Below are 22,450 nucleotides of genomic sequence, written 5' to 3'. Positions count from 1 at the left end.
GGATTCTGATTCCCATGAACGAATCGATCGTGGTCACCACCGAGTTGACCAAACGCTATGGCGAGCACCTCGCGGTGGACGCGGTGAGCATGCGGGTCGCGGCCGGGGAGATCTACGGATTCCTCGGCCCCAACGGCGCGGGCAAAACCACCACGTTGCGCATGCTGGCCGGCCTCATCCGACCCAGCGCGGGTACCGCGACCGTCCAGGGCCGCACGCCGGGCGACCCGGAGGTGCTGCGCGGAATCGGCGTCCTCATCGAGGGCCCTGGCTTCTACCCCTACCTCTCCGGCCGAGACAACCTGCGGGTACTGGCCCGCTATCGCGGCCACGGCGATGCCGAGGTCGAGACGGCGCTGGAGCGGGTGGGCCTGGCCGACCGGGCAGGCGACCGTTTCCGCACCTATTCGCTCGGCATGAAGCAGCGCCTCGGGGTCGGCGCGGCCATGCTCGGCGACCCCGATCTGCTGATTCTCGACGAACCGACCAACGGCCTCGACCCAGCGGGCCTGGCCGAGATGCGCACGCTCATCACCGATCTCGCGGCCGACGGACACACCGTGCTGCTGTCGAGCCACCAGCTCACCGAGGTGCAGGAGATCTGCCACCGTGTCGGCGTGATCTCCGGTGGTCGCTTGCTCGCGGAATCCACGGTGTCGGAATTGCGTGGCACCGCGACACTTCTGCTGCGCGCCGAGCCCGTGGACGTGGCGCTCGACGCGGTGCGCGCGGTCATCGACGCGCCCGCGCGAGCGGGTGCGGACGGAATCAGGGTCGAAACGAGCGCCGCGATGGCGCCGGAGGTGGCGCGGGCTGTCGTCTCGGCGGGCGCGGACCTGCTCGAACTGCGGGTGGACGAGAAATCCCTGGAAGAAGTGTTCTTCGAGATGACAGCTGTGGAGGTAGCGAAATGAACACCATGACAAGGGATCTCATTGCCAGCGTGCGCGCGGAGGCGGTACGTCTCGGACGCTGGCCCGCCTTCTGGATCGTCCTCGGCACCTGGATTCTGCTCAACCTGACCTTCGCCTACCTGTTCAACTACCTCGCTTACACCTCCGGCGAAAGCAGCGCGATGTCGGACGGTCTCCCACGAGACGTTCTCCTCGGCCAACTCATGCCCGCTGCCGTTCCCGAAGTGTTCACGCAGGGCATGTCGATGTTCGGCGGCGCGCTGGTGCTGATCCTCGGCGCCCTGGCCGTCGGCAGCGGATACGGCTGGGGCACCTGGAAAACCGTGTTCACCCAGGGGCCGAGTAGAGCCGCGGCGGTAGCGGGACTGCTGTTGTCCCTGCTGGTGGTGGTCCTCGCCCTCGTCCTGGCCGCCTTCGTCGTCGACATCGGCATCGCCACCGTGATCGCGGCGGGCGAGTCCCAGCCGATCACCATGCCGTCGCTCGACGACGCTCTGATCGGAATCCTCACCGGTACCGCCATTCTCGGCATGTGGACCCTCGCGGGCGCCCTCATCGGCGCCATCGCCCGCGGCCCCGCCCTGGCTGTCGGCCTCGGCCTGGTCTGGGTCCTGGTGGTGGAGAACCTCCTGCGCGGTGTGGCGGGCATCTTCGGGCCGATCGAAGCCGTCACCAACCTGCTTCCTGGCACCGCCGCGGGCTCGCTGGCGGGCGCGATGCGCACCGTGGAGGGTCCGGCCAACCCGGGTGTTCTCGACATCCTCACCCGCGGCGAATCCTTCGCCCTTCTCGCGGCCTACGTGCTGGCCTTCGCGGGCGGCACGATCTGGTTGATGACCCGCCGCGATCTCACCTGATCCCTTTCGATCAGCCGACCGGTAGCGGCAGTCCGAAACAGGCTGCCGCTACCTATATTCGGGCCTCACCTCGGGTCAGGACCAGCCGGCCGGATTCGAGGCCGTTTCGCGGGAGATGCCTGAGCCGGTCGTCGGAAATCCGCCGAAGCGCTCATTGTGTAGATGGGCGAAGAAGTAGCACATTCTCTCGCATTCGGCGTCGGTGGTCGCGGCCTCGGGGTCGGAATTGACGGCGTCGTAGTAGTCGCGGCCCATGGCCACGATGAATCCGCGGGCGTAGAGGAAGCCGTCGTCGGAGCCGTCGGTGATCGCCTGGATTTCGGCGCGGTCGATGTCGTAGAGCGCGCGTTCGGCGACACGGTCGAGGGCGGTCAGTTCCTCGCTGGTGAAATCTGTCGACAGGGCGCTCAACTGGGCGAGGAACGCGTCGAGGCGGTTCTGGAGGCCGCCTTCCGTCGATCGCAGAACGGCGGACGGTTCGGTACCGGTGGCCGCCCAGGCCGATGCGATCAGATTCCAGAATCTGGCGTTGTCTTCGGGGGTGCTCGTCACCCGTCGGACGGTACTGCTCGGGTCCGACACGTAGCTGCTGTCAGTGGCTCTCGGTCAGACACCCAGCAGGCGCTGGGCCAGTGTGGTCAGACCGGCGGTGATCTGCTCGGGTGACAACCCGCGTTCGCATTGCTGGAGGTAGACCTCGGCGGCGAGTGGCGCGAGGACCGTATCGACCAGCGAATCCGGTTGTGGCACCTCGGCTTCGATCAGCAGCGAGCGCACGTGCACCGACCAGAAGCCATAGGCCCCGGTGCTGAAACGGGCGCCGCCGGTCTCCGCGCCGAGCACCAGATGGGCATGGGCGGTGAGCAATTCGACCATCGCCGCGTAGAAGGCGGTGAGTCGATCGGCCGGGGGCGCGCCGGGGCCCAGCGGGGGCGCGCCGCGTAGTAGCTCTTCCTGGAGGGCGCGTTCGTGCTCGTCCAGGAGGGCGACGGCGATCGCGTTGCGGTCGGGATAGCGGCGGTAGAGGGTGCCGCGGCCGACGCCCGCGGCCTTGGCGATGTCGTCCATGGTGACCGTGCGCGGGTCGCGGGTGGCGAAGAGTTCGGCGGCCGCCGCCAGCACCTTCGCGCGGTTGCGCGCCGCGTCGGTGCGCTCCGAGGGCGGCGGCGCATCCAGCGACGCGCCGGTGAGCAGGTCGGATCGGGACTCCATGGGTCGACTGTAGCCCAGAAAAGAATATGTGGACAGCATGTCCACTTGCGTTCTATCGTCGAGAAATCAACAAGCGGACATCATGTCCAGTTAGGAGCCCTGTGATGACACACCTGCTGCACCTGGATGCCAGCGCTCGTGCGAACTCCCTCAGTCGTGAGCTCGGCAGGGGATTCGTCCAGGCCTGGCGCGACGCGGAACCCGGCGGTACTTACACCTACCGCGACCTCGCCGCCGAGCCGACGCCGTTCATCGACGAAGGCTGGACCGAACTGTGTGACGCTGTGCTCGCCGCCGGTGTCACCGACCTCGACCGACTCGCGGAACTCGCCGTGACGCCCGCGGCTCGGGCCGCGTGGCGGGTGGTCGAGCCGCTGCTGGCGCAGGTGCTGGCCGCCGACGTGATCCTGATCGGCACCCCGATGTACAACTACTCCGTCCCCGCCTCGCTCAAGGCATGGCTCGACCAGGTCACGTTTCCTCGAATGTCGTTGGGGCAGCGCAGGTTCGTCGTGGTCACCGCCCGTGGCGGCGCGTACTCGCCCGGTGCGCCGAAAGCCGCGTTCGATTATCAGGAACGCTTCCTGCGTGACTTCTTCGCAGGCCACTTCGCAGTCACCGACACGGTTTTCGTCAACGCGGAGCTGGCCAATGCCGTTCAGGATCCGAACCTGGCCCACCTGCGCGACGCCCACGAGGCATCGCTCGCCGCCGCGCGGGCCGAAGTGCGCTCTCTGGCAAAGGACTACGCGCGATGAGCTGGCTGGTGCTCGGCCTGGCCGGACTCGTCGAAATTCTCTGGTCGCAGACCATCAAACCGACCGAGAACTTCACCAAACTCGGCCCGACCCTGCTCTGCGTCGCGCTCGGCTCGCTGGCTGTGTATCTGCTCTCGCGTGCCATGCAGACCCTCCCTGTGGGCACCGCCTACGCGGTATTCACCGGTATCGGGGCGCTCGGCGCGATCGGTCTCGGTGTGCTCGTGCACAAGGATCCGCTCAGCGCGGGCCGCGCGCTGGCCTTGTCGCTGATCCTCGGCGGCATCGTGCTCGCGCGCGTGACGAATCCTGAGTAACGCTGTCGCACACCCGATGAGAGGATCGGCCGGTCATGACCGGTAAGGTCGGCTGATGGACCAGCCAGTTCGCCCCCCGGACCTGTCCACGCGGCCACACGAGCTCACGGTCGAGCGCGTGATGAAAGCCTCGCCCAGCCTGCTCTATGCGGCCTGGACCCAAGGCATGGACCTGTGGCTGGCCGTTCCTGGATCGGTGCTGATGCGCCCCGCCGTCAACGAGCCCCTCTACTTCGACACCGGCTCGCCCGAGAAACGCAATCCCCATTACGGCCGCATCCTGCTGCTCGAGCCGAACCGGCGCATCGAGTTCACCTGGGTCACCGCCGCCACCGACGGCGTCGAAACGGTGGTCGCCGCCGAATTCCTCAAACAACCACGCGGCATCCGCCTGCGCCTGCGCCACTCCGGTTTCCCCACCGCGGCGATCCGGGATCTGCACCAGCAGGTCTGGCCGGACAAACTCGAGCGGCTCGACGAAATCACCAGCGCCACCGTCTGACCGGCGTACCGGGCCGATCGTCGGCCGAGCGCTGTTCGGCTCGCGTAGGTTCGACACCGAACGCAACACCTCCGAATCGAAGGGATCGCAATGCCGACTCGTAGCGCACGCACACTCTGGTCAGGCGGACTCCAGGACGGGTCCGGGCAGGTCGAACTGGTCAGCTCGGGTGTGGGCAAGTTCGATGTGAGCTTCCCGCGCCGCACGGCCGACACGGCCGAGGGCACCAGCCCGGAGGAACTGATCGGGGCGGCGCACTCGTCGTGCTACTCGATGGCGCTGTCGGCGGAGATCGCCAATGCGGGCGGGACGCCGGAAAGCCTCGACGTGAACGCGGACGTGACCCTCGCGCCCGACCCGGCCGGTGGTTTCCGGATCAGCAAGATCAAGCTCACCGTGCGCGGACGTGCGTCGGGCCTTGACGCCGACGGGTTCGCCGCGGCGGCCCTGGCGGCCAAGAACGGGTGCCCGGTCAGCAAGGCGCTCGCCGGCGTGGCCGAGATCGAACTCGACGCCGCACTGGGCTGACCAGCTCCGCCGTGATCGTGCGATCGGCCGCGACCGATCGCACGATCACGCCGCTCGTCAGTGCCGGGTGAACCAGCGGTGCGCGGCGGGGGTGTACATCGCCGGAATCGCGATGACGACCGCCAGGATGTGAACGGTTCGGCAGCCCGCAAGCACGGTCGAACTGGGGGACATGCCGTCGAACAGTGTCGTGTAGTCGTCGGTGGACAACACGACCGCCAGCGGCTCGATGATCAGCGAGACCAGGCCCACCACGCCGATGCCGACGGTCAGCAGAGCGCGGGCCACCCGACTGCCGTTGAGCATGTACAGCGCGACCCCCGCGACCGCCAGGTAGATGGCCAGCCGGGGTAGTAGACCCGCGGCGGTGGCGCCGAACTCGTCGCCACCACGCGCGGCGCGCAACAGTCCTTCGGCGACACCCGCGGCGAGAGCGGTGACGAGTCCGCCGAACGCGACATTCACGGCGCGGGGGCGAGTGGTGGAGACAAGAAAGGCAGTGCCGGTCATGACAGGAGACACTGCCTTTCTCAGCTGCTCGCGAGGATCACCCTGCGGTAGGAACCTTGTCCACTACCGGAGTGCTACGCCGCGAAGCGAATTCCGTGAGCGCGGCGAACGCCAGCCCCAAACTCACCCACAGCGTGGTGGTTTCGGCCAGCGAGGCCACCCGGAAATTCCACAGCAGCGTGGCGGGGAAGTCGTCGGCCACCTCGTTCACGCCGGGCAGCAGGACGTAGCCGACCGTGGTGACCACGACGAACGCGCCGACCCCGGCGATGAGCCGTAGCGTGTCCGACGCGGCGACCGCGCGGAAGGCCGCGACGGCTGCCGAGACGGCAAGCAGGCCGAGTACGACGGCCGCGACCCACAGCCAGGTGCGGTCGTTGATGGTGTCCGGATCACCCACCGCGGGCGGGTTGGCCGGATACTTGAAGAACGGCACCGCGACGATCGCCGCCCACGCGAGAACCGCTGTGGTCAGCGACAATTGGGGTCCGGACAGGGTGGTGAACCGGCGTGCCGCATTCACCGCCGACGCGAACAGCGCGCCGAACGCCATGCCCGCCAAACCGAGTGCGAGGAACTGTCCCGCCTTCTGTCCCGATCGGCTGACCAGCGGTTCGTCCTCGTCGCCGTGGGAATGGCCCTGCGGCTGCGCGGCTTCGTGGCCGTGTTCGGCCGGAGCGGCCGCGGCTTCTTCGATGGCGATCGCGGCGTCCACCTGGGGCTCGCCGACGAAGTAGCCCACTGTCGCGGCCAGCAGGCCGGCGATCAGGCCGGCCAGCAGGCCGCGCAACAGCAGGGTCTTGAGGGATCCGATCAGTGGCACGGAACGCCCAGCAGGTGACGTCCGTCGTGCATCAGCTCGTGCAGGAACATCCCGCTACGCGAGACGGCCCCCTGGTCGAAACCGACCAGGTACAGGGCGAGCAGTGCAAGCAGGACGACGCCGACCGTGACGAGCACGGTTGCGAGGGTGTCGAGGCCGGTAGATCGGCTGGGTGAATGAACGATTGCCATTCGGGTCCTCCTTCAGGGATACGCGTCCCACGGTTGAAGTGTGGTGCGAAGGTGCCGGTGTCTGGCTCTCCGGCACCGGGGACCCGGTACTTGGATACAGTGGCGCGACCGCTCCGGATTCACACCGGAATTACCGCGCACCCTCGCGTATGTTCCCTCGAACTGTGACAGCCGCGAGCCGTCTACGTCAATACAGGCAACCGCATGTCCAGCGGAAACGCCGCTGTCAGCCCTTCGCGGGCACGTCGAGGACGACCTCGAACTCGAGCAGCGAGGCGCCCGTCGACACCGGCTTGGGACGCTCGCCCTCGCCACCGTTTCCGGCGTGCGCCGCGCGGGCCGGACCGTCACGCCACGTGGCGAACGATTCCTCCGAATCCCATTGCGTCACAACAAAATACCGGTTGTCACCGGCGACCGGACGCAGCAACTGGAAGCCGAGGAATCCGGGGGAGTTCTCCACCGCACCCGCACGCGCGGCGAACCGCTTCTCCAACTCGGGGCCTGCGCCCTCGGGAACCTCGATCGCATTGATCTTCACAACAGCCATGGTGGTGATTATTGCGGCTGGCGCCGCCACGTGGCGGGGCTGGGGCAGTATCGGGGTGTGTTGAACGACGAAGGTGGGTCCGGCACCCCGATCCTGCTGCTGCACGGGCTGATGGGGAGTGCGCGGACCTGGGCCGATCAGGTGCCGTGGTTGCGCGGTTACGGGCACGTCTATGCCGTCGACGCCGCCGGGCACGGACGGCCGACGCCTGCCGAGCTCACCACGGAGGCGTTCGTGGCCGACCTGGCCGAGCTCACCGCCGAGATCACCGAACCGATGGTGATCGTCGGGCATTCGATGGGCGCGATTCACGGGTGGGTCTTCGCGGCGACCTATCCCGAGCGGGTGCGCGCGATCGTCGTCGAGGACATCGCCCCCGATTTCACCGGCCGTACCGCCGCCCACTGGGCCGAACTGATCCACTCATGGCCGCAACCGTTCGCCGACGAACAGGCGGTGCTCGACTACTTCGGCCCGGTCGCGGGCACCTATTTCCTTCGCGCGTTCACCGCGGCGCCCGACGGCTACCGCCTGCACGGCGAGGTGGACACCTTCCGCGCGATCTCCGAAGAGTGGGGTACGCGCGACTTCTGGACGGAATGGAAGTCGCTGCGGGTACCCGCGCTGCTCATCGAAGGCGAGCACACCATCACCCCGCCCGGGCAGATGCGCACGATGACCGAGGTGCATCCCGATGCGGAGTATGTGCGCGTCGCGGCGGCGGGGCATCTGGTGCACGACGAACAACCCGAGGTCTACCGCGCACACGTCGGCCGGTTCCTGCAACGCGTCACGGGGTGAGCCGGTCGGCCTCGCTACGCGCGAAGTGTCACCCGGCGGCGCTTCCCTCGCCCGCCAGGGCGAACAGTCCGTCATCGGTCTGCTCGATCAGCCCGTCGACCAGCAACGAATCCAGCGCCCGCGCGCGCTGACCCGGATCTCGGGTCCAGGCCAGGTCGAGGCGGATCCGCTCGACCGGGCCCGAGGCGTCGCGCAGGACATCGAGCAGCCGTCCACGAGCCTGACGGTCGGTGCCCTCGTACTTCTGCACCTTGCGGGCCACCGCGGCGGCGGGTTTGCCCGCCTCGACCCACGCGCAGCTGGGCAGCGGGCAGCGGGCGCAGTCGGGATTGCGGGCCGTGCAGACCAGGGCGCCCAGCTCCATCAGGGCCGCCGAGAAGTTCGCGGCGCGCGGCACCGGGACGGGCAGCAGACCTTCGGTCTCCGCGAGATCGCGCGAGGACGGGTTCCCCGGCTCGCGGCCGTGCACCGCGCGTGCGACCACGCGTCGAACATTGGTGTCCACCACGGGAACCCGCTGTCCGTAGGCGAAACAGGCCACGGCGCGGGCGGTGTACGCGCCGATTCCGGGCAGGCTCAGCAGCACGTCGACGTCGGCGGGAACCACGTCGCCGTGTTCGGTCGCCAGCACCCGCGCGCACTCGTGCAACCGCAGCGCCCGGCGCGGATACCCCAACTTGCCCCACGCCCGCAGCACCTCGGCTTGCGTCGACGACGCCATCGCCGACGGCACCGGCCAGCGCGCCACCCACTCGCGCCAGATCGGCTCCACGCGCACCACCGGCGTCTGCTGCAGCATGATCTCGCTCATCAGGATGTGCCATGCGGTCGCGTCCGGCTCGCGCCACGGCAGCGCGCGCGCCGTCTCGCCGAACCAATCGAGCAGGGCTTCCGCGTCGATGCTCACCGTTCCCGTTTCCTCTGAGCCAGTCTCTCTTTGCCGACGCTTAACGTGGCGGACTCGCTGGTAACCAAGGGCCTGTGCACAATGGTCGGTATGCCTGGTTCCAATCCGATAAGCGCCTGGAAGTCGTTGCGCGAAGGCAATGAGCGTTTCGTCAACGACACCCTGCAGCATCCTAGCCAGGGCGCCGCAGACCGAGCCAAACTCGTCAAGGGCCAAAACCCTCACGCGATTCTGTTCGGCTGCGGTGATTCCCGCGTCGCCGCCGAACTGATCTTCGATCAGGGTCTCGGCGACATGTTCGTGGTGCGCACAGCGGGCCACGTCGTGGACAGTTCGGTGCTCGGCTCGATCGAATACGGCGTCGAGGTGCTCAATGTGCCGCTGATCGTGGTCCTCGGCCACGACAGCTGTGGCGCGGTGAAGGCCACCATCGACGCACTCGACGGCGGCGAAGTACCCGGCGGGTTCATCCGCAGCGTGGTCGAGCGGGTGACGCCGTCGATCCTGGTCGGACGACGCGAAGGGCTCACTTCGCTCGACGACCTCGAAGCGCGTCACGTGGTGGAGACCAGCAAGCTGCTCATGCAGCGGTCGATGATCATCTCCCAGCGCGTTGCCACTGGTCAGTGCGCTATCGCCAGCGTCACCTACAAGCTCGAAGACGGGCGTGTGCACCTGCGGCGCACCGTCGGCAATATCGGCGAGGTGGTCTGAGCCGCGGACTCACACCCGGTTCGGCTCCCGACACGCCGAGGTCATCGAGCGCGCCCCCGAGCGCTGCGCTTACCTTTGAGGTGTGCTGGAACCGAATGGACCGCTCTCACCGGAGATCTACTGGCGCCGCCGTGCACTCGCGATCGGCGTCATCGTCGTCGCGCTCGCGATCGTGATCTGGCTCGTCACCATGGTCGCGCGCGGTGGGGACTCGTCCGGAGCCGGCAGTGCGGCAGCGAGTACCACGTCGGCGGAGTCGAGCGCGAGCGCGTCCGCGACTAGTTCGACGCCGAGTAGCTCAACGAGCCCGCCGAGCAGTGCGTCGGCCACGCCGAGCACGACGACCTCCGCCGCCGACCAGCCCGCGGCACAGCCGTGCTCGGATCAGTCGCTGGCGCTGAAGGTGACGGTCGGCCAGCCGACCTACCGGGTGGGCGACCAGCCCGCGTTCGGCACCGTTATCACCAACATCTCGTCCGCGGCCTGCGCGCGCGACCTCGGTGCGGGCCCGCAGTTCCTCGTCTACACCCTCGACGGGCAGCGCAGGCTCTGGGCGAGCAACGACTGCAACCAGGACGACCCGGCGGAGATGAAGACGCTCAAGGCCGGTGAACAACTCTCGTACAAGGGCACCTGGTTCGGTACCACCTCGCAGCCGCAGTGCGCGGGCGACCGGCTGCAGGTGCCCGCGGGCGCGTACATGGTCGTCGCCCAGCTGGGCGCCGTTCGCAGTGCCGCGGAGCCCTTCAACCTCGCCTCCTGACGCCGCGTTCCCGTATGCCGGGGCATTGTGCGGGTGCGCCATAGGTCACATGTTCGAGTTGGGTCGATTTGCAGTGTTCGCAGGATCGGTCAGCCCGTCAATGGACATTGGCGTGGAAATGGCTGATCGGTGCTGATTCGGGCGGTTGCCGGAGTTATTCCACTGCCACGACCTCGCGGGGTGCGCGGGATTTGCGGAGCTCGGCCAATCGCAGCGCCGAGCGTAGGTCCCCGACCTCGTGGATACGCATCGTGCCGGTCTTCGTTTTCTCCGAACCGGGCGGAACGAGAGCGGTGGTGAACCCCAAACGCTCGGCTTCGGCCAAGCGCCTGCCGAGCCCGGTGACCTTGCGGACCTCACCCGCCAAGCCGACCTCGCCGAGGATCACCCAGCCCGCGGGCAGGGCGATATCGGCCTCGGCGGACGCGATGGCCAAGGCGATGGCCAGATCGGCGGTCGGCTCGAGCAGACGCATGCCGCCTACGGTCGCCGCGTACACATCGTGCTTGCCGAGGAAGACCCGCCCTCGGCTCTGCAGCACCGCGAGCACCATGGCGACGCGGTTGTAGTCCAGCCCGCTCACGGCCCGGCGCGGCTGCGGGATCTCGGTCTTCACGGTGAGCCCCTGCACCTCAGCCACCAGTGGTCGTTTGCCGTCCATCGCGACGGTCACCGCGGTGCCGGGGACGGTGTCGGTGCGATGGTGAAGGAACAGCCCGGAGGGATCGTCGACGCAGGCGATGCCGTCGTCGTGCAGTTCGAAGCAGCCGACCTCATCAGCGCTACCGAAGCGGTTCTTGATGCCGCGAACCATCCGCAGCGACGAATTCTTGTCGCCCTCGAACTGCAACACCACGTCCACCAGGTGCTCGAGGGTGCGCGGGCCCGCCACGTTCCCGTCCTTGGTGACGTGGCCGACCAGCAGCACCGCGATCCCGGTCGCCTTGGCCAGCGAGGTGAGTGCCGCCGTAACCGCGCGTACCTGGGTGACACCGCCGATCACACCGTCCACCTCCGGCGCCAGCATGGTCTGCACCGAGTCCACCACCAGCAGCGTCGGCCGTACCTGCTCCACATGCCCGAGCACGATCGACAGATCCGATTCGGCCGCCAGATACACCCGGTCGTGCACCGCGCCGGTCCGATCGGCCCGCAGCCGCACCTGCCCGGCCGACTCCTCGGCGGTCACATACAGCGCGGTCTCCTCGCGCGCCGCCGCCCACCGGAACGCGACCTCGAGCAACAGCGTCGACTTGCCGACCCCCGGCTCGCCCGACAGCAGCACCACCGAGCCCGGCACCACACCGCCCCCGAGTACCCGATCGAGCTCGCTCACCCCCGTCGACCGCGCCTGCGTGACCTTGGAGTCGATCTGCGACAACGGCGCCGCCGCCGTACTCGGCAGCATCGCCCGGCGGCCCGGCGCCGCGGCGGACGCCGAGACGGCCACCTCGTTCACCGTTCCCCAGGCGCCGCAATCAGGGCACTTGCCCACCCATTTGGACACCTCGTGCGTGCACGCGGAGCACCGGAAGACTGCTTTGGTCTTGGCCACACGCGCACCCTACGGACCGAGACCGACACAAAGAGAAGAGCCGCCGCGAAGTTCGCGACGGCTCTTCCCGGCTGCAGGTCTCAGTGACCGCCGGCACCCTCGGGGGCGGGGCCGGACTTCTCGTTCTCGATGCGCGAGACGGCGGCGGCGTCGACCGGGACCGACACCTGCACGGTGCCCGCGTCCTTGAAGTTGAAGGTGACGTTGTAGGTCAGGCCCGGGACGATGTCCTTGGCCAGGCCGGTGATCTCGATCGTGGCCGGGACCTTCACCGGATCGTTCGAGGGGAGGTCGACGCCCGCGGCGGCACCGGTCGGGGTGGCCGAGGTGGTGGTCGGCGCCGCCGAGGTGGTGCCGTGGTGATCGTCGGCCGCGGCGGGCTTGGTCTCGCCCGTCCCCACGAACACGGTCTGCTGCGGCTTCAGCACGAACTTGGGGTCGCCGTTGGGACCGGTGATCTTGACCTGGCCCAGGTCGGTACTCACGCTGGTCAGCTCATCGGTGATGACCTCGCTGTTGTTGATGATCGACAGCGAGAGCGTCGCCTTGCCGCCCTTGTCGTGCTCGGCGGCGGCCTCCGGGTACACGATGTGCACATTGCGCAGGGCGATCTCACCGATATTGGCATGGTTGCCGTTGATCGCGGCGGCCTGCGTCGAGGTCTGGGTGTGCTGGCCGGCACTGCAGCCGGTCAGGGCGATGCCCGCGGCAGCGGCGAGCGCGGCAACCGTCACCATGCGACGTCGCGCCGACTGGGCGGTCACAGCTTTCAGGGCAGTCACGGTTTGTCCTCCATGTCGACCGGGCTACTCCGGTCCACGCGGGGATCGGAGGGTAGTAACTAGGCAGCGTAGTAGTTCACTCCGCGCGGGTGACGTTCGGGCTCGCGACGCGCGGGTGCGGAAGTAACAGTTCGGTGTCTCGAGCGGGTTTGCCGGATCGATGCCGGGTTGCCGATGTGCGATAACCGGTCGCTATGCTGGTAGTTAACCCGTTCTGGCGCAACACAATGCACATCAATTCTGCAATGTCAACCCCTGCGATGGCCTCGTTGTGGCCCTGACCTGCACAGTTGATCGCGCCGTTATCGAGTCGCATGTTAAACTGTGAACATCGAAAGGGGCACGGGACACATGATTTTTAAGGTCGGAGACACCGTCGTTTACCCCCACCACGGAGCGGCGCTGATCGAAGCAATCGAGACCCGCACCATCAAGGGTGTGCAGAAAGAGTATCTGGTCCTGAAGGTTGCGCAAGGCGACCTGACCGTTCGGGTTCCCGCAGAGAACGCTGAATACGTCGGCGTCCGTGACGTCGTCGGCCAAGAAGGTCTCGACCGCGTCTTCCAGGTGCTGCGCGCGCCACACACGGAGGAGCCGACCAACTGGTCCCGCCGTTACAAGGCCAACCTCGAGAAACTCGCCTCCGGCGATGTGAACAAGGTGGCCGAAGTGGTTCGTGACCTGTGGCGTCGTGAGCAGGACCGCGGCTTGTCCGCCGGTGAGAAGCGAATGCTTGCCAAGGCTCGTCAGATTCTCGTCGGTGAGCTCGCGCTCGCCGAGGGCACCGACGACGGCAAGGCTGAATCGCTGCTCGACGAGGTCCTCGCCGCGGCTTCCTAGAAATAAACAAGTGCGACCTGTCGTAGCACTGGTCCCTGCCGCCGGTCGTGGCGTGCGCCTGGGTGAACCCACCCCGAAGGCGTTCGTTCCGGTCGGCGGCACACCTATGGTCCGGTTGGCCGTCGACGGTCTGATCGCGTCCGGTGCGGTGCACCGGGTTGTCGTGGTCGTACCCGCCGAACTGGTCGAGGCCGCATCCACGTTGCTGTCCACCACCACCTCGCTGACCGGCGGTTCGATGCCCCCTGTGCCGGTGCAGGTGGTCGTGGGCGGCGCCGAGCGCACCGATTCGGTGCGCGCGGGCATCGCGGCCGCACCCGACGCCGCGTTCTACCTCGTGCACGATGCCGCACGCGCGCTCACACCGCCGGAGCTGATCGCGCGGGTGGCCGCCGAGCTACAGGCAGGCAGTCAGGCCGTGGTCCCCGCGTTGCCCGTTGTCGACACCGTGAAATCGGTCGATGACGCGGGCATCGTCACCGGGACCCCTGATCGCGCCCACCTGCGCGCCATCCAAACCCCCCAGGGCTTCGCCGCCGACCTGCTTCGCCGCGCCTACGCCACCGACGTCGGCGCCACCGACGACGCGGGCCTGGTCGAACGCCTCGGTATCGCCGTGCACACCGTCCCCGGCGACCCGCTGGCGTTCAAGATCACCACCCCCCTCGACCTCCACCTCGCCGAGGCGCTTCTCGCCGACGCCAGCCGGTCCACGGCCGCCCGGCACCCGGGTGTCGACGCGCCCTCCGTCGAGCAGGCGGTTGCCCGATGAGAGTCGGAATCGGCAGCGACGTGCACCCCATCGAGCCGGGACGCCCCTGCTGGATGGCCGGTCTGCTGTTCTCCGACGCCGACGGGTGCGCCGGCCACTCCGACGGCGACGTCGCCGCTCACGCCCTCTGCGATGCCCTGCTCTCCGCCGCCGGCCTGGGTGACGTGGGCGCTGTCTTCGGCGTCGGCCGCCCCGAATGGGCAGGCGTCACCGGCGCCGCCATGCTCACCGAAGTCCGCAGGCTGCTGACCGAAGAAGGCTTCGAGGTCGTGAACGCCGCGGTGCAGGTGATCGGTAATCGCCCGAAGATCGGCCCGCGCCGCGCCGAGGCGCAAAAAGTACTCGGCGAACTTCTCGACGCTCCCGTTTCGGTGTCCGGCACCACGACCGACGGTCTCGGTCTCACCGGTCGCGGCGAGGGTATCGCCGCCATCGCCACCTGTCTGATCGCGGCATGTTCGTAGCCCCTACGGGCCACTGAACCTTTCTTTCCGCGCATCGCTTTCGCCGATTCGATCAGCCGTTCCGTTCACCACGGCGCCACGAACCGGCCGGTCAACCCCACCCCAATCCCACCGACTAGGATCGAATGCCGTGACCTTGCGCCTTTTTGACACCGACACGCGAACCATGCGGGAATTCACCCCGCTGGTCCCCGGCCGTGCCTCGGTGTATCTGTGTGGGGCCACCGTCCAGGGACAACCCCATATCGGTCATGTGCGCAGTGGCGTCGCCTTCGACGTGCTGCGTCGCTGGCTGCTCGCGCACGACTACGACGTGCGGTTCATCCGCAATGTCACCGATATCGACGACAAGATCCTGAACAAGGCCGCCGAAGCGGGCAGGCCGTGGTGGGAATGGGCCGCGACGCACGAGCGCGCTTTCGACTCCGCCTACGAAACCCTCGGGGTTCTGCCGCCTTCGGCCGAACCGCGCGCCACCGGTCACATCACCCAGATGGTCGACCTGATGCAGCGCCTGATCGAGCGCGGCCATGCCTACGCCGCCGAGGGCGATGTGTATTTCGACGTGATGAGCTGGCCGAATTACGGCGAGCTGTCCGGCCACCGCCTCGACGACGTGCACCAGGGCGAAACTCCCACCCGCTGCAAACGTGATCCTCGCGACTTCACGCTGTGGAAGGCCGCCAAGCCGGGCGAGCCGAGCTGGCCCTCGCCCTGGGGCCCCGGGCGCCCCGGCTGGCACCTGGAATGCTCCGCGATGGCCGAGTTCTATCTCGGCGCGGAATTCGATATCCACTGCGGTGGAATGGATCTGATTTTCCCGCACCACGAGAACGAGATCGCCCAGTCCAAAGCGGCAGGCGACGGTTTCGCGCGTTACTGGCTGCACAACGGCTGGGTGACGATGGGCGGGGAGAAAATGTCGAAGTCACTCGGCAACGTGCTCTCGGTGCCGAATGTTCTCACCCGGGTGCGCCCGGTAGAATTGCGTTTCTACTTGGGCAGCGCGCATTACCGCTCGATGCTCGAATACTCCGACAAGGCACTCGACGACGCGGTCGCCTCGTATCAGCGCATCGAAGCCTTCGTGCAGCGAGTGCTGGACCGAGCGGGCGAGGTGCCGATCGGAAAATGGACCGACGGATTCGCCGCCGCGATCGATGACGATCTGGCAGTCCCGAAGGCGCTCGCCGAAATTCACCACGTGGTGCACGAGGGCAATCGCGCGCTGGAAGCGGGTGCGGTCGAGACCGCGGTCGAACTGGCCGGTCAGGTGCGGGCGATGCTGGGAATTCTCGGCGTCGACCCGCTCGACGAACAGTGGTACACCCCCGCCGACAATTCGGCGGCGATCGACGCGCTCGACGTGCTCGTCCGCACGGAGCTGGATCGCCGGGCGAACGCGCGGGCCGACAAGAACTGGGCAGAAGCCGATGCCGCACGGGATCGGCTCATCGCCGCGGGTATCGAGGTAACCGATACCCCGCAGGGGCCGGAATGGTCGCTGGGCGCATCGAGCGGAAAGGCGAACTGATGGCAGGCAATTCACAGCGACGCGGAGCGGTACGCAAGGGCGGCACCAAGAAGGGGCAGGTCGCCGGTTCCGGTGGCAAGCATCGCCGCGGGCTGGAGGGCAGGGGTGCTACCCCGCCCGCCGTCGCGCGCACCAAGCACCCCGCCGCCAAGCGGGCCAGAGCGGCCGAGAAGGCCAAAGCCAATGCGGCACAGGGCCGTCCGACCGGTAAGTCCGGTGTGCCGCGCGTCGGCCGCAAGTCCGACGAGGGTCCCGAGTTGGTGCTCGGCCGTAACCCCGTGCTCGAGTGTCTGCGCGCCGAGGTGCCCGCGACCGCCCTGTTCGTGGCGGTCGGCACCGAGAACGACGACCGGCTCTCGGAGAGCGTGCAGCGCGCCGCCGATATGGGCATCTCCATCCTCGAGGTGCCGCGCACCGATCTGGATCGGCTCAGCGCCAACGGAATGCACCAGGGCGTGGCCCTGCAGGTGCCGCCGTACCGCTACGCCCACCCCGACGATCTGATGGACCGGGTGAAGTCCACCGCCGAGCCCGCCCTGCTGGTCGCGCTCGACAACATCACCGACCCGCGCAACCTCGGCGCCGTCATCCGCTCGGTGGCCGCGTTCGGCGGTCAAGGCGTGGTGATCCCGCAGCGTCGCAGTGCCAGCGTCACCGCTGTGGCGTGGCGTACCAGTGCGGGTGCGGCTGCCCGCCTCCCTGTCGCCAGGGCCACCAATCTGACTCGCACACTGAAGGATTGGGCCGCGCAGGGCATCCAGGTGATCGGCCTCGACGCCGACGGCGACACCACCCTCGACAACTTCGACGGCAGCGTCCCGACGGTCGTGGTCGTTGGCTCGGAGGGCAAGGGCCTGTCGCGTCTGGTGCGGGAGAACTGTGACTCGATCCTGAGCATCCCGATGGCGGGCCCGGTCGAGTCGCTCAACGCCTCGGTAGCCGCGGGCGTCGTCCTCGCCGACATCGCCCGTCAGCGCCGTCTGGGCTGAGTCCGCGCGGTTGACGGGCAAAACCGCTCTGTCACCGTACAATTCGTGCTGTGGCGATCCCTAATCAGCCGATCGGCGAAACGGTCGAGCACCCGCAGGCCAATATGATCCTTGTGCTCGGGCTGCTCAGCCCGTTCTGCTGTGGGATCTTCGGGCCGATCGCGTGGGTGCTCGGCAAGCGGGCACTCAACGAGATCGACGCGTCCTACGGTGGGCTCAGCGGCCGGTCACAGGTGGTGATCGGCTACATCGCGGGCATCATCGGCACGATCCTGATGCTGATGTTCGCCCTGCTGTATCTGGCCGGTTCCTGCAACGGGAACTTCTGAGTTCAGTCCAGGCTCGGGCGCTCGCCGGGAGCATCCCAGGCCGGCCATTCGTCGTTGACACTGCCGGTCCAGTTCGGCGGGCGACGCTCCTTGAACGCCACCATCGCCTCGCCACCGTCGACACTCTTGGCAACCTGCGCGTTGAGCTCGGATTCGAGCTGCCCGACCACGGCCGGGGTCATGCCGAGGCTCTCCCAGATCAGCCGCTTGGTGAGCGCGACCGGTAGGGGAGCGGTCCCGGTGGCGATGTCGTGGGCCACGGCCATCGCCGTTGTCAGTACTTCGTCGGCGGGCAGCGAGGCATTGCCCAAACCGAGCGACTTGGCTTCGTCACCGTCGAACGTGCGCCCGGTGAGCATGATGTCGGCGGCGTTGGCCAGCCCGGCCAGTCGCGGCACCGTCCAGTGCGCGAACCCGTCGGCGAGCACCCCGCGCCGCACCTGGTTCAGCCCGTAGACGGCATCGCGAGCGAAGTACCGCAGATCGCACTGCAGTGCCAGGGCCAGGCCGATGCCGACCGCGTGCCCGTTCACCGCGGCGATCACCGGCTTACGCACCTGCCAGGGCGGCGGATCGAGGGTCGCGCTCACGTCGCCGCCGCGCGCCGCCAGATCCGCGCCCGCGCAGAAGGCCGGTGGGGTTCCGGTGATGACGACGGCGCGGATCGCGTCCTCGATATCGCAGCGACGGAGCGCGGCGCTCAGCTCGGCCGCCATCGTGGGGGTGACGGCGTTCTGCTTGGCAGGTCGGTTGAGCGTCAACAAGGCGACGCCGCCTTCGACATCGACGAGCAATTCCGAACTCATGGGACCGAATCGTACTAGCGACCGGACAGCAAGTGTCTGCCGATCGCATACTTGTGCACTTCCGTCGGCCCGTCGTAGAGACGGAACGCGCGCATATCCCGGAACAACATCTCCACGACCGTCTCGTCGCTGATCCCGATCCCGCCGAGCACCTGCACGCAGCGATCGGTGACTTTGAACAATTCCTCGGACACATACGACTTGGCCATCGACGATTCGTGCCTTGCCTGCTGCCCCTGATCCATCAGCCAACAGGCGTGCCAGATGGTCAGTCTGCACTGGTGCAGCGCCACCTCGTTGTCGGCGAGCATGAACGACACGCCCTCGTGTTCACCGATCGGCTTACCGAAGGCGGTGCGGGTGCGCGCGTAGTCCAGTGCGATGGACTGGGCGCGAGCGGCCGCGCCGAGCCAGCGCATACAGTGCGTGAGCCGGGCGGGAGCGAGCCGTAATTGCGCGTACCGCAGGGCCTGTCCGGTGCGACCGAGCACGGCCGTCGGCGGCAGCGTGAGATTGTCGAACCGCACCACCGCGTGCCCGCCGACGTAGTTGCGGTCCATCGTGTTCATGATCCGCTCGATCACGATGCCCGGCGCGTCACCGTCGGTGATGAACAGTGTCGGCCCCGCGGGCAGGTGCGGGTTCTCGGCGAGCAGCGCCATGATGATCCAGGTCTTGGCGCCGTCGGCCCCGGTGATCAACCATTTGCGACCGTTGATCACGAAATTCTCGCCGTCGAACACCGCCTCGGTGCTGAGCTGTCCGGGATCCGAACCCGCCCCACCTGGCTCGGTCATCGCGAAGACCGAACGCTGTTCGCCCCGGATCACCGGCATCAGATACTGGTCGATCTGCTCCGGATCGGCGATCTTACCGAGCAGAAACATGTTTCCCTCGTCGGGCGCGGCGCAGTTCATGGCGACCGGCCCGAGCGTGGACCACCCCGCCGCCTCGTACACCAGCGCCTGCTCGATGTGGCTGAGTCCAAGGCCGCCGTATTCCACCGGCGCCTGCACAGTCAGCAGCTTCTCGGCGCGCGCCAGCTCCACGAGTTCGGCCCGCAATGCGTCGGTCGGGCCGTGCGCGGTGAGGCGGGGATCGCGCTCGAACGGCACGATCTGCTCGACGACGAAGTTCCGGGCTCGGTCACGAAGGGCGGCGAGATCGTCCGGTACTGAGAAATCGATCATGAATCGATTGTGTTCTATCGGTTCAGCGCGCGGGTACGAGTTGCCGATTGCGATGTCCGACGAACCGGCACACCAGGTAGATGCTGAACGAGATCGCGGTGACGAAGGTCGACACCGGAACTCCGGGCGCCAGCGACAGCAACAGCCCGCCCACGGCGGCGACCTCGGCGAAGATCACCGAAAGCACGGTCGCCCGCATCGGGCTGGAGGTCACCTGCGCGGCGGCCGCGGCCGGGGTGATCAGCAACGCGAGCACCAGCAGCGCGCCGACGATCTGCACGCCGAACGCGGCGGTGATCCCGAGCAGCACCGCGAACACCACCGACAGCGCCCGCACCGGCACGCCACGCGCGATCGCGACCTCGGGATCGGCACTGGCGAACAGCAACGGCCGATACACCACAGCCAGCACGGCGAGCACGCCCGCGGTACACGTGACCAGCAGCGCGAGGCCGTCATAGCCGACCCCGGCCACCTGCCCGGTGAGCAGCGAGAACTTCGACCCGGCCCGCTCCGGCGCGAGCCACAGGAACAACACCGAAAGCCCGAGCCCGAACGACAGCACCACCGCGATCACCGAATCACGTTCGCGCGCACGAGAGCCCAGCCATCCGAACAGCACGGCCGCGACCACCGAACCGGCGATCGCCCCGAATCCGACCCCGACCCCGACGAGCAGCGCCGCCGACGCGCCGGTCAGCGACAGCTCGCTGGTCCCGTGTACCGCGAACGACATCTGCCTGGCGACGATCAGCGGCCCGATCAACCCCGCCAGCAATCCCAGCAGGGCGCTGGCCAACAGCGCCTGCTGCACGAAGTCGTAGCCGAGCAGATTCGCGGTGGTGCCGAAGTTGAACATCTGCTCGAACACCTTGGTGAGCTTGTCCATCAGGCCGTCCCGCCCAGCGCGTCCATGTCGTCACCGGTTCCGACCACGACCAGGCGTCCGCGTACCCGCAACACCTCGACCTCGGTGCCGTACAACTCCGACAGCGTTTCCGACGTCATCACCTCATCGGGCGTACCGATTCGGAAGCCGCCGTCGACCAGATACAGCACCCGGTCCACGAGCGGCAGGATCGGATTGATCTCGTGAGTCACGAACAGCACCGCCGTGTCGTGTTCGCGGCGACGCTTGTCGACCAATTCCGCGACGAGCCGCTGATTCGCCATATCGAGGCTCAGCAGCGGTTCGTCACACAGCAGCACCGACGGATCGCCGACCAGCGCCTGCGCGACCCGCAACCGCTGCTGCTCACCACCGGACAGCGTCTCCAGCGGCGCGTGTGCGAACGATCCGGCACCCACCGCGGCAATGGCGCTGTCGACCTTCTCGGCCCTGCTGCGTCGACCACGCCAGCCGAGCCCCCACCGGTGCCCGTCCACGCCGAGGCCCACCAGATCGATCCCGCGCAGCTGTACACCGGCGTCGATGGTCTTCTGCTGCGGGATGTAGCCGATGCCCGGATTGCCGACCCCGGCGCGGCGTCCCGCGATCTGCGCGTTGCCCGAGCTCAAGGCGAGGGTGCCGAGCAGCACCCGCAGCAGCGAGGTCTTGCCGGAGCCGTTGGGTCCGAGGACGGCGATGAACTCACCCGGGCGCACGTCGAGGTCGAGGCCGTGCCAGAGCGTGCGGTCGCCGAAGGCCATGGTCGCCGCGCGCAGACGGATCGCCGCGTCGGTGGCGTCGACATCGGGCGCGGTGGTGGTTTCCGACAGTGCGGTGGCCTCGGTCATGGGCGTCCTCAGCGCAGGGCCGCGGCGAGCGCCTTGGCGTTGGCGGTCTGCCACTGGATGTAATCCATTCCGGCGGGCAGGGTTTCGGTGACCTCGACAACGGCGATGCCCGCGGACTGTGCGGTGGCCCGCAGGTCCTGGGTGATCTTGTCCTCGGTCTGGGTGTTGTAGATCAGCGCCTTGACCTGCTTGGCGGTGATCAGGTCGCGAGTGGCGGCGACAGCGGCCGGGGCCGGGTCGGTCTCCTGCTCGATCGCTTCCTGGAAGTCGCGCGGGGTCTTGTCCTGCGCGGTCGCGGCCTGCAACAGGTAGTGCGCGAGGGGCTCGGACTGGGCGACCGGCGCGTTCGGCGTCTGGGTGGCGATGGTGCCGGTGATGGTGCTGACGCCGATCAGCTGGTTCTTGAAGGCCACCGCGCGTTCGGCGTAGGCGCTCGCGTGCGCGGCGTCGACCTCGCCGAGTTCGGCGGCGATCCGGTCGGCGACCGCGGCCACGGTGCTCACGTCGTACCAGACGTGCTCGTTGTCGTCGCCCTTGTTCGGGCGCTGTTCGAAGGCCTCGACGGTCCGCTTGTCCTTGCCCGAGATGGCCTTCTCGATGAACTCGTCGTAGTGCCCGCCGTTGAACACCACCAGATCCGCGTCGCTGATCTTGGCGGTATCGGTGGCCGAGGTCTCGAACGAGTGCGGGTCGGCGGCGGGATCGCTGATGATCGAGGTCACCTGCGCATCCGGCCCCGCGACGGCGGTCGCGACGGAACCCCACACATTGGTGGAGGCGACGATCTGGGGGGTATCGGAATCGGTGGAGCTGGTGCCGCAGGCGCTGAGGACGACCACGGCCGCCACTCCCGCCGTGAGACCGGCAAACAAGCGGGCGAATCGAGGGTTCACGCGGTACTCCTGCTGAGCAAGCTCTATATCGTAATGGAAATCGTTACCGTTAGATTAGCAGAGTGCGTGGGTGGGTACGTCGCGGGATCAAATGTTCGGTAGTCCCAGATGGTTTGACGCTGTGTTTATTGGCGCGCTGGCGCGCGCGTGTCCGCGGCCGGGCCGCCGGTTAGACGCCGTTGCTTGCTCCTTCGTCGCGTGCGCAACGGCGT

29 protein-coding genes are annotated in these 22,450 nt (G+C 67.8%); 15 read left to right on the top strand and 14 right to left on the bottom strand.

Translation table 11 applies throughout. The features are described 5' to 3' along the window. The first annotated feature begins 14 nt into the window (after positions 1-14). On the top strand, positions 15-914 hold the full coding sequence (locus tag NS1_RS07675; protein WP_062982931.1) for an ABC transporter ATP-binding protein: 900 nt from the start codon (positions 15-17) through the stop codon (positions 912-914). Then, on the top strand, positions 911-1,771 hold the full coding sequence (locus tag NS1_RS07670; RefSeq protein WP_307618691.1) for an ABC transporter permease: 861 nt from the start codon (positions 911-913) through the stop codon (positions 1,769-1,771). The genes NS1_RS07675 and NS1_RS07670 overlap by 4 nt, the downstream gene beginning before the upstream one ends. Positions 1,772-1,846: 75 nt before the next feature. On the opposite strand, the gene NS1_RS07665 is transcribed toward NS1_RS07670, so the two are convergent. Continuing rightward, the gene (locus tag NS1_RS07665; protein ID WP_084503585.1) at positions 1,847-2,323 is read right to left on the bottom strand and encodes a DUF4240 domain-containing protein; all 477 of its coding nucleotides are present in this window, start codon (positions 2,321-2,323) and stop codon (positions 1,847-1,849) included. A gap of 54 nt (positions 2,324-2,377) precedes the next feature. Continuing rightward, entirely contained in the window at positions 2,378-2,983 is a 606-nt protein-coding gene (locus tag NS1_RS07660; RefSeq protein WP_062982927.1) for a TetR/AcrR family transcriptional regulator, read from the bottom strand. 104 nt (positions 2,984-3,087) lie between these two features. On the opposite strand from NS1_RS07660, the gene NS1_RS07655 reads away from it, so the two are divergent. The 4 genes from NS1_RS07655 to NS1_RS07640 all read left to right on the top strand — a co-directional run bounded on the left by NS1_RS07655 (position 3,088) and on the right by NS1_RS07640 (position 5,088). Next, entirely contained in the window at positions 3,088-3,741 is a 654-nt protein-coding gene (locus NS1_RS07655; protein WP_062982925.1) for an FMN-dependent NADH-azoreductase, read from the top strand. Continuing rightward, the gene (locus NS1_RS07650; RefSeq protein WP_056818995.1) at positions 3,738-4,058 is read left to right on the top strand and encodes a DMT family transporter; all 321 of its coding nucleotides are present in this window, start codon (positions 3,738-3,740) and stop codon (positions 4,056-4,058) included. The genes NS1_RS07655 and NS1_RS07650 overlap by 4 nt, the downstream gene beginning before the upstream one ends. Before the next feature lie 55 nt (positions 4,059-4,113). Then, positions 4,114-4,560: an SRPBCC family protein gene (locus tag NS1_RS07645; RefSeq protein WP_062982923.1), complete on the top strand. Its 447-nt coding sequence runs from the start codon at positions 4,114-4,116 to the stop codon at positions 4,558-4,560. Between the two features lie 90 nt (positions 4,561-4,650). Beyond that, complete coding sequence (locus tag NS1_RS07640) at positions 4,651-5,088, top strand: OsmC family peroxiredoxin (protein ID WP_056818991.1); 438 nt, start codon at positions 4,651-4,653, stop codon at positions 5,086-5,088. A gap of 57 nt (positions 5,089-5,145) precedes the next feature. Here the strand turns inward: NS1_RS07640 and NS1_RS07635 are convergent, their stop codons facing one another. The 4 genes from NS1_RS07635 to NS1_RS07620 all read right to left on the bottom strand — a co-directional run bounded on the left by NS1_RS07635 (position 5,146) and on the right by NS1_RS07620 (position 7,162). Continuing rightward, the gene (locus NS1_RS07635) at positions 5,146-5,598 is read right to left on the bottom strand and encodes a hypothetical protein (RefSeq protein WP_062982921.1); all 453 of its coding nucleotides are present in this window, start codon (positions 5,596-5,598) and stop codon (positions 5,146-5,148) included. Positions 5,599-5,635: 37 nt separating this feature from the next. After that, positions 5,636-6,421: a CbtA family protein gene (locus NS1_RS07630; RefSeq protein ID WP_062982919.1), complete on the bottom strand. Its 786-nt coding sequence runs from the start codon at positions 6,419-6,421 to the stop codon at positions 5,636-5,638. Then, the gene (locus tag NS1_RS07625) at positions 6,412-6,612 is read right to left on the bottom strand and encodes a CbtB domain-containing protein (protein WP_056818985.1); all 201 of its coding nucleotides are present in this window, start codon (positions 6,610-6,612) and stop codon (positions 6,412-6,414) included. The genes NS1_RS07630 and NS1_RS07625 overlap by 10 nt, the downstream gene beginning before the upstream one ends. Before the next feature lie 226 nt (positions 6,613-6,838). After that, positions 6,839-7,162, bottom strand: a complete 324-nt coding sequence (locus tag NS1_RS07620; protein WP_056818984.1) for an antibiotic biosynthesis monooxygenase family protein — start codon at positions 7,160-7,162, stop codon at positions 6,839-6,841. A 57-nt stretch (positions 7,163-7,219) separates the two neighbouring features. On the opposite strand from NS1_RS07620, the gene NS1_RS07615 reads away from it, so the two are divergent. Then, positions 7,220-7,963: an alpha/beta fold hydrolase gene (locus NS1_RS07615; RefSeq protein ID WP_062982917.1), complete on the top strand. Its 744-nt coding sequence runs from the start codon at positions 7,220-7,222 to the stop codon at positions 7,961-7,963. A 28-nt stretch (positions 7,964-7,991) separates the two neighbouring features. Here the strand turns inward: NS1_RS07615 and NS1_RS07610 are convergent, their stop codons facing one another. After that, positions 7,992-8,870 carry an iron-sulfur binding domain-containing protein gene (locus NS1_RS07610; protein WP_062982916.1) on the bottom strand — a complete coding sequence of 293 codons (879 nt, stop codon included), beginning with the start codon at positions 8,868-8,870 and terminating at the stop codon, positions 7,992-7,994. Between the two features lie 90 nt (positions 8,871-8,960). Here NS1_RS07610 and NS1_RS07605 point away from each other — a divergent pair, with 90 nt between their 5' ends. Beyond that, the gene (locus NS1_RS07605) at positions 8,961-9,584 is read left to right on the top strand and encodes a carbonic anhydrase (RefSeq protein ID WP_056819369.1); all 624 of its coding nucleotides are present in this window, start codon (positions 8,961-8,963) and stop codon (positions 9,582-9,584) included. Positions 9,585-9,666: 82 nt separating this feature from the next. Beyond that, the gene (locus NS1_RS07600; protein WP_062982914.1) at positions 9,667-10,347 is read left to right on the top strand and encodes a hypothetical protein; all 681 of its coding nucleotides are present in this window, start codon (positions 9,667-9,669) and stop codon (positions 10,345-10,347) included. A gap of 154 nt (positions 10,348-10,501) precedes the next feature. On the opposite strand, the gene radA is transcribed toward NS1_RS07600, so the two are convergent. Together radA and NS1_RS07590 are read right to left on the bottom strand one after the other, a co-directional pair. Continuing rightward, positions 10,502-11,902, bottom strand: coding sequence for a DNA repair protein RadA (radA, locus tag NS1_RS07595; protein ID WP_062982912.1), 1,401 nt, complete (start codon positions 11,900-11,902; stop codon positions 10,502-10,504). 80 nt (positions 11,903-11,982) lie between these two features. Next, positions 11,983-12,684, bottom strand: coding sequence for a copper chaperone PCu(A)C domain-containing protein (locus NS1_RS07590; protein WP_169812757.1), 702 nt, complete (start codon positions 12,682-12,684; stop codon positions 11,983-11,985). A 351-nt stretch (positions 12,685-13,035) separates the two neighbouring features. Between NS1_RS07590 and carD the strand changes: the two genes are divergently transcribed. The 6 genes from carD to NS1_RS07560 all read left to right on the top strand — a co-directional run bounded on the left by carD (position 13,036) and on the right by NS1_RS07560 (position 17,612). After that, the gene (gene carD / locus NS1_RS07585) at positions 13,036-13,524 is read left to right on the top strand and encodes an RNA polymerase-binding transcription factor CarD (protein ID WP_019044685.1); all 489 of its coding nucleotides are present in this window, start codon (positions 13,036-13,038) and stop codon (positions 13,522-13,524) included. A 10-nt stretch (positions 13,525-13,534) separates the two neighbouring features. Further along, a complete protein-coding gene (gene ispD, locus NS1_RS07580; RefSeq protein ID WP_084503584.1) occupies positions 13,535-14,296 on the top strand; it encodes a 2-C-methyl-D-erythritol 4-phosphate cytidylyltransferase in 762 nt (253 codons plus the stop codon). Continuing rightward, the gene (gene ispF, locus NS1_RS07575) at positions 14,293-14,760 is read left to right on the top strand and encodes a 2-C-methyl-D-erythritol 2,4-cyclodiphosphate synthase (protein WP_062982910.1); all 468 of its coding nucleotides are present in this window, start codon (positions 14,293-14,295) and stop codon (positions 14,758-14,760) included. Before ispD ends, ispF begins: the two co-directional genes overlap by 4 nt. 130 nt (positions 14,761-14,890) lie before the next feature. Then, the gene (gene cysS, locus NS1_RS07570; protein WP_062982908.1) at positions 14,891-16,294 is read left to right on the top strand and encodes a cysteine--tRNA ligase; all 1,404 of its coding nucleotides are present in this window, start codon (positions 14,891-14,893) and stop codon (positions 16,292-16,294) included. Next, a complete protein-coding gene (gene rlmB, locus NS1_RS07565; protein ID WP_056819366.1) occupies positions 16,294-17,283 on the top strand; it encodes a 23S rRNA (guanosine(2251)-2'-O)-methyltransferase RlmB in 990 nt (329 codons plus the stop codon). Before cysS ends, rlmB begins: the two co-directional genes overlap by 1 nt. 50 nt (positions 17,284-17,333) lie before the next feature. Beyond that, positions 17,334-17,612, top strand: a complete 279-nt coding sequence (locus NS1_RS07560) for a DUF4190 domain-containing protein (RefSeq protein WP_062982906.1) — start codon at positions 17,334-17,336, stop codon at positions 17,610-17,612. Between the two features lie 2 nt (positions 17,613-17,614). On the opposite strand, the gene NS1_RS07555 is transcribed toward NS1_RS07560, so the two are convergent. The 5 genes from NS1_RS07555 to NS1_RS07535 are packed head-to-tail and all read right to left on the bottom strand — an operon-like array spanning position 17,615 to position 22,238. After that, the gene (locus NS1_RS07555; RefSeq protein WP_056818968.1) at positions 17,615-18,418 is read right to left on the bottom strand and encodes an enoyl-CoA hydratase/isomerase family protein; all 804 of its coding nucleotides are present in this window, start codon (positions 18,416-18,418) and stop codon (positions 17,615-17,617) included. A gap of 14 nt (positions 18,419-18,432) precedes the next feature. Beyond that, positions 18,433-19,608: an acyl-CoA dehydrogenase family protein gene (locus tag NS1_RS07550; RefSeq protein ID WP_056818966.1), complete on the bottom strand. Its 1,176-nt coding sequence runs from the start codon at positions 19,606-19,608 to the stop codon at positions 18,433-18,435. A gap of 22 nt (positions 19,609-19,630) precedes the next feature. Further along, positions 19,631-20,497 carry a metal ABC transporter permease gene (locus tag NS1_RS07545; RefSeq protein ID WP_174562632.1) on the bottom strand — a complete coding sequence of 289 codons (867 nt, stop codon included), beginning with the start codon at positions 20,495-20,497 and terminating at the stop codon, positions 19,631-19,633. Next, the gene (locus tag NS1_RS07540) at positions 20,497-21,345 is read right to left on the bottom strand and encodes a metal ABC transporter ATP-binding protein (protein WP_084503583.1); all 849 of its coding nucleotides are present in this window, start codon (positions 21,343-21,345) and stop codon (positions 20,497-20,499) included. The genes NS1_RS07545 and NS1_RS07540 overlap by 1 nt, the downstream gene beginning before the upstream one ends. Before the next feature lie 8 nt (positions 21,346-21,353). Then, entirely contained in the window at positions 21,354-22,238 is an 885-nt protein-coding gene (locus NS1_RS07535) for a metal ABC transporter solute-binding protein, Zn/Mn family (protein WP_056818961.1), read from the bottom strand. Positions 22,239-22,450: the final 212 nt, after the last annotated feature.

It is taken from the genome of Nocardia salmonicida NBRC 13393 (assembly GCF_001613085.1).
In the GTDB taxonomy this organism is placed as follows: Bacteria; Actinomycetota; Actinomycetes; order Mycobacteriales; family Mycobacteriaceae; genus Nocardia; species Nocardia salmonicida.
This window is presented reverse-complemented; position numbering and strand designations above follow the sequence as displayed.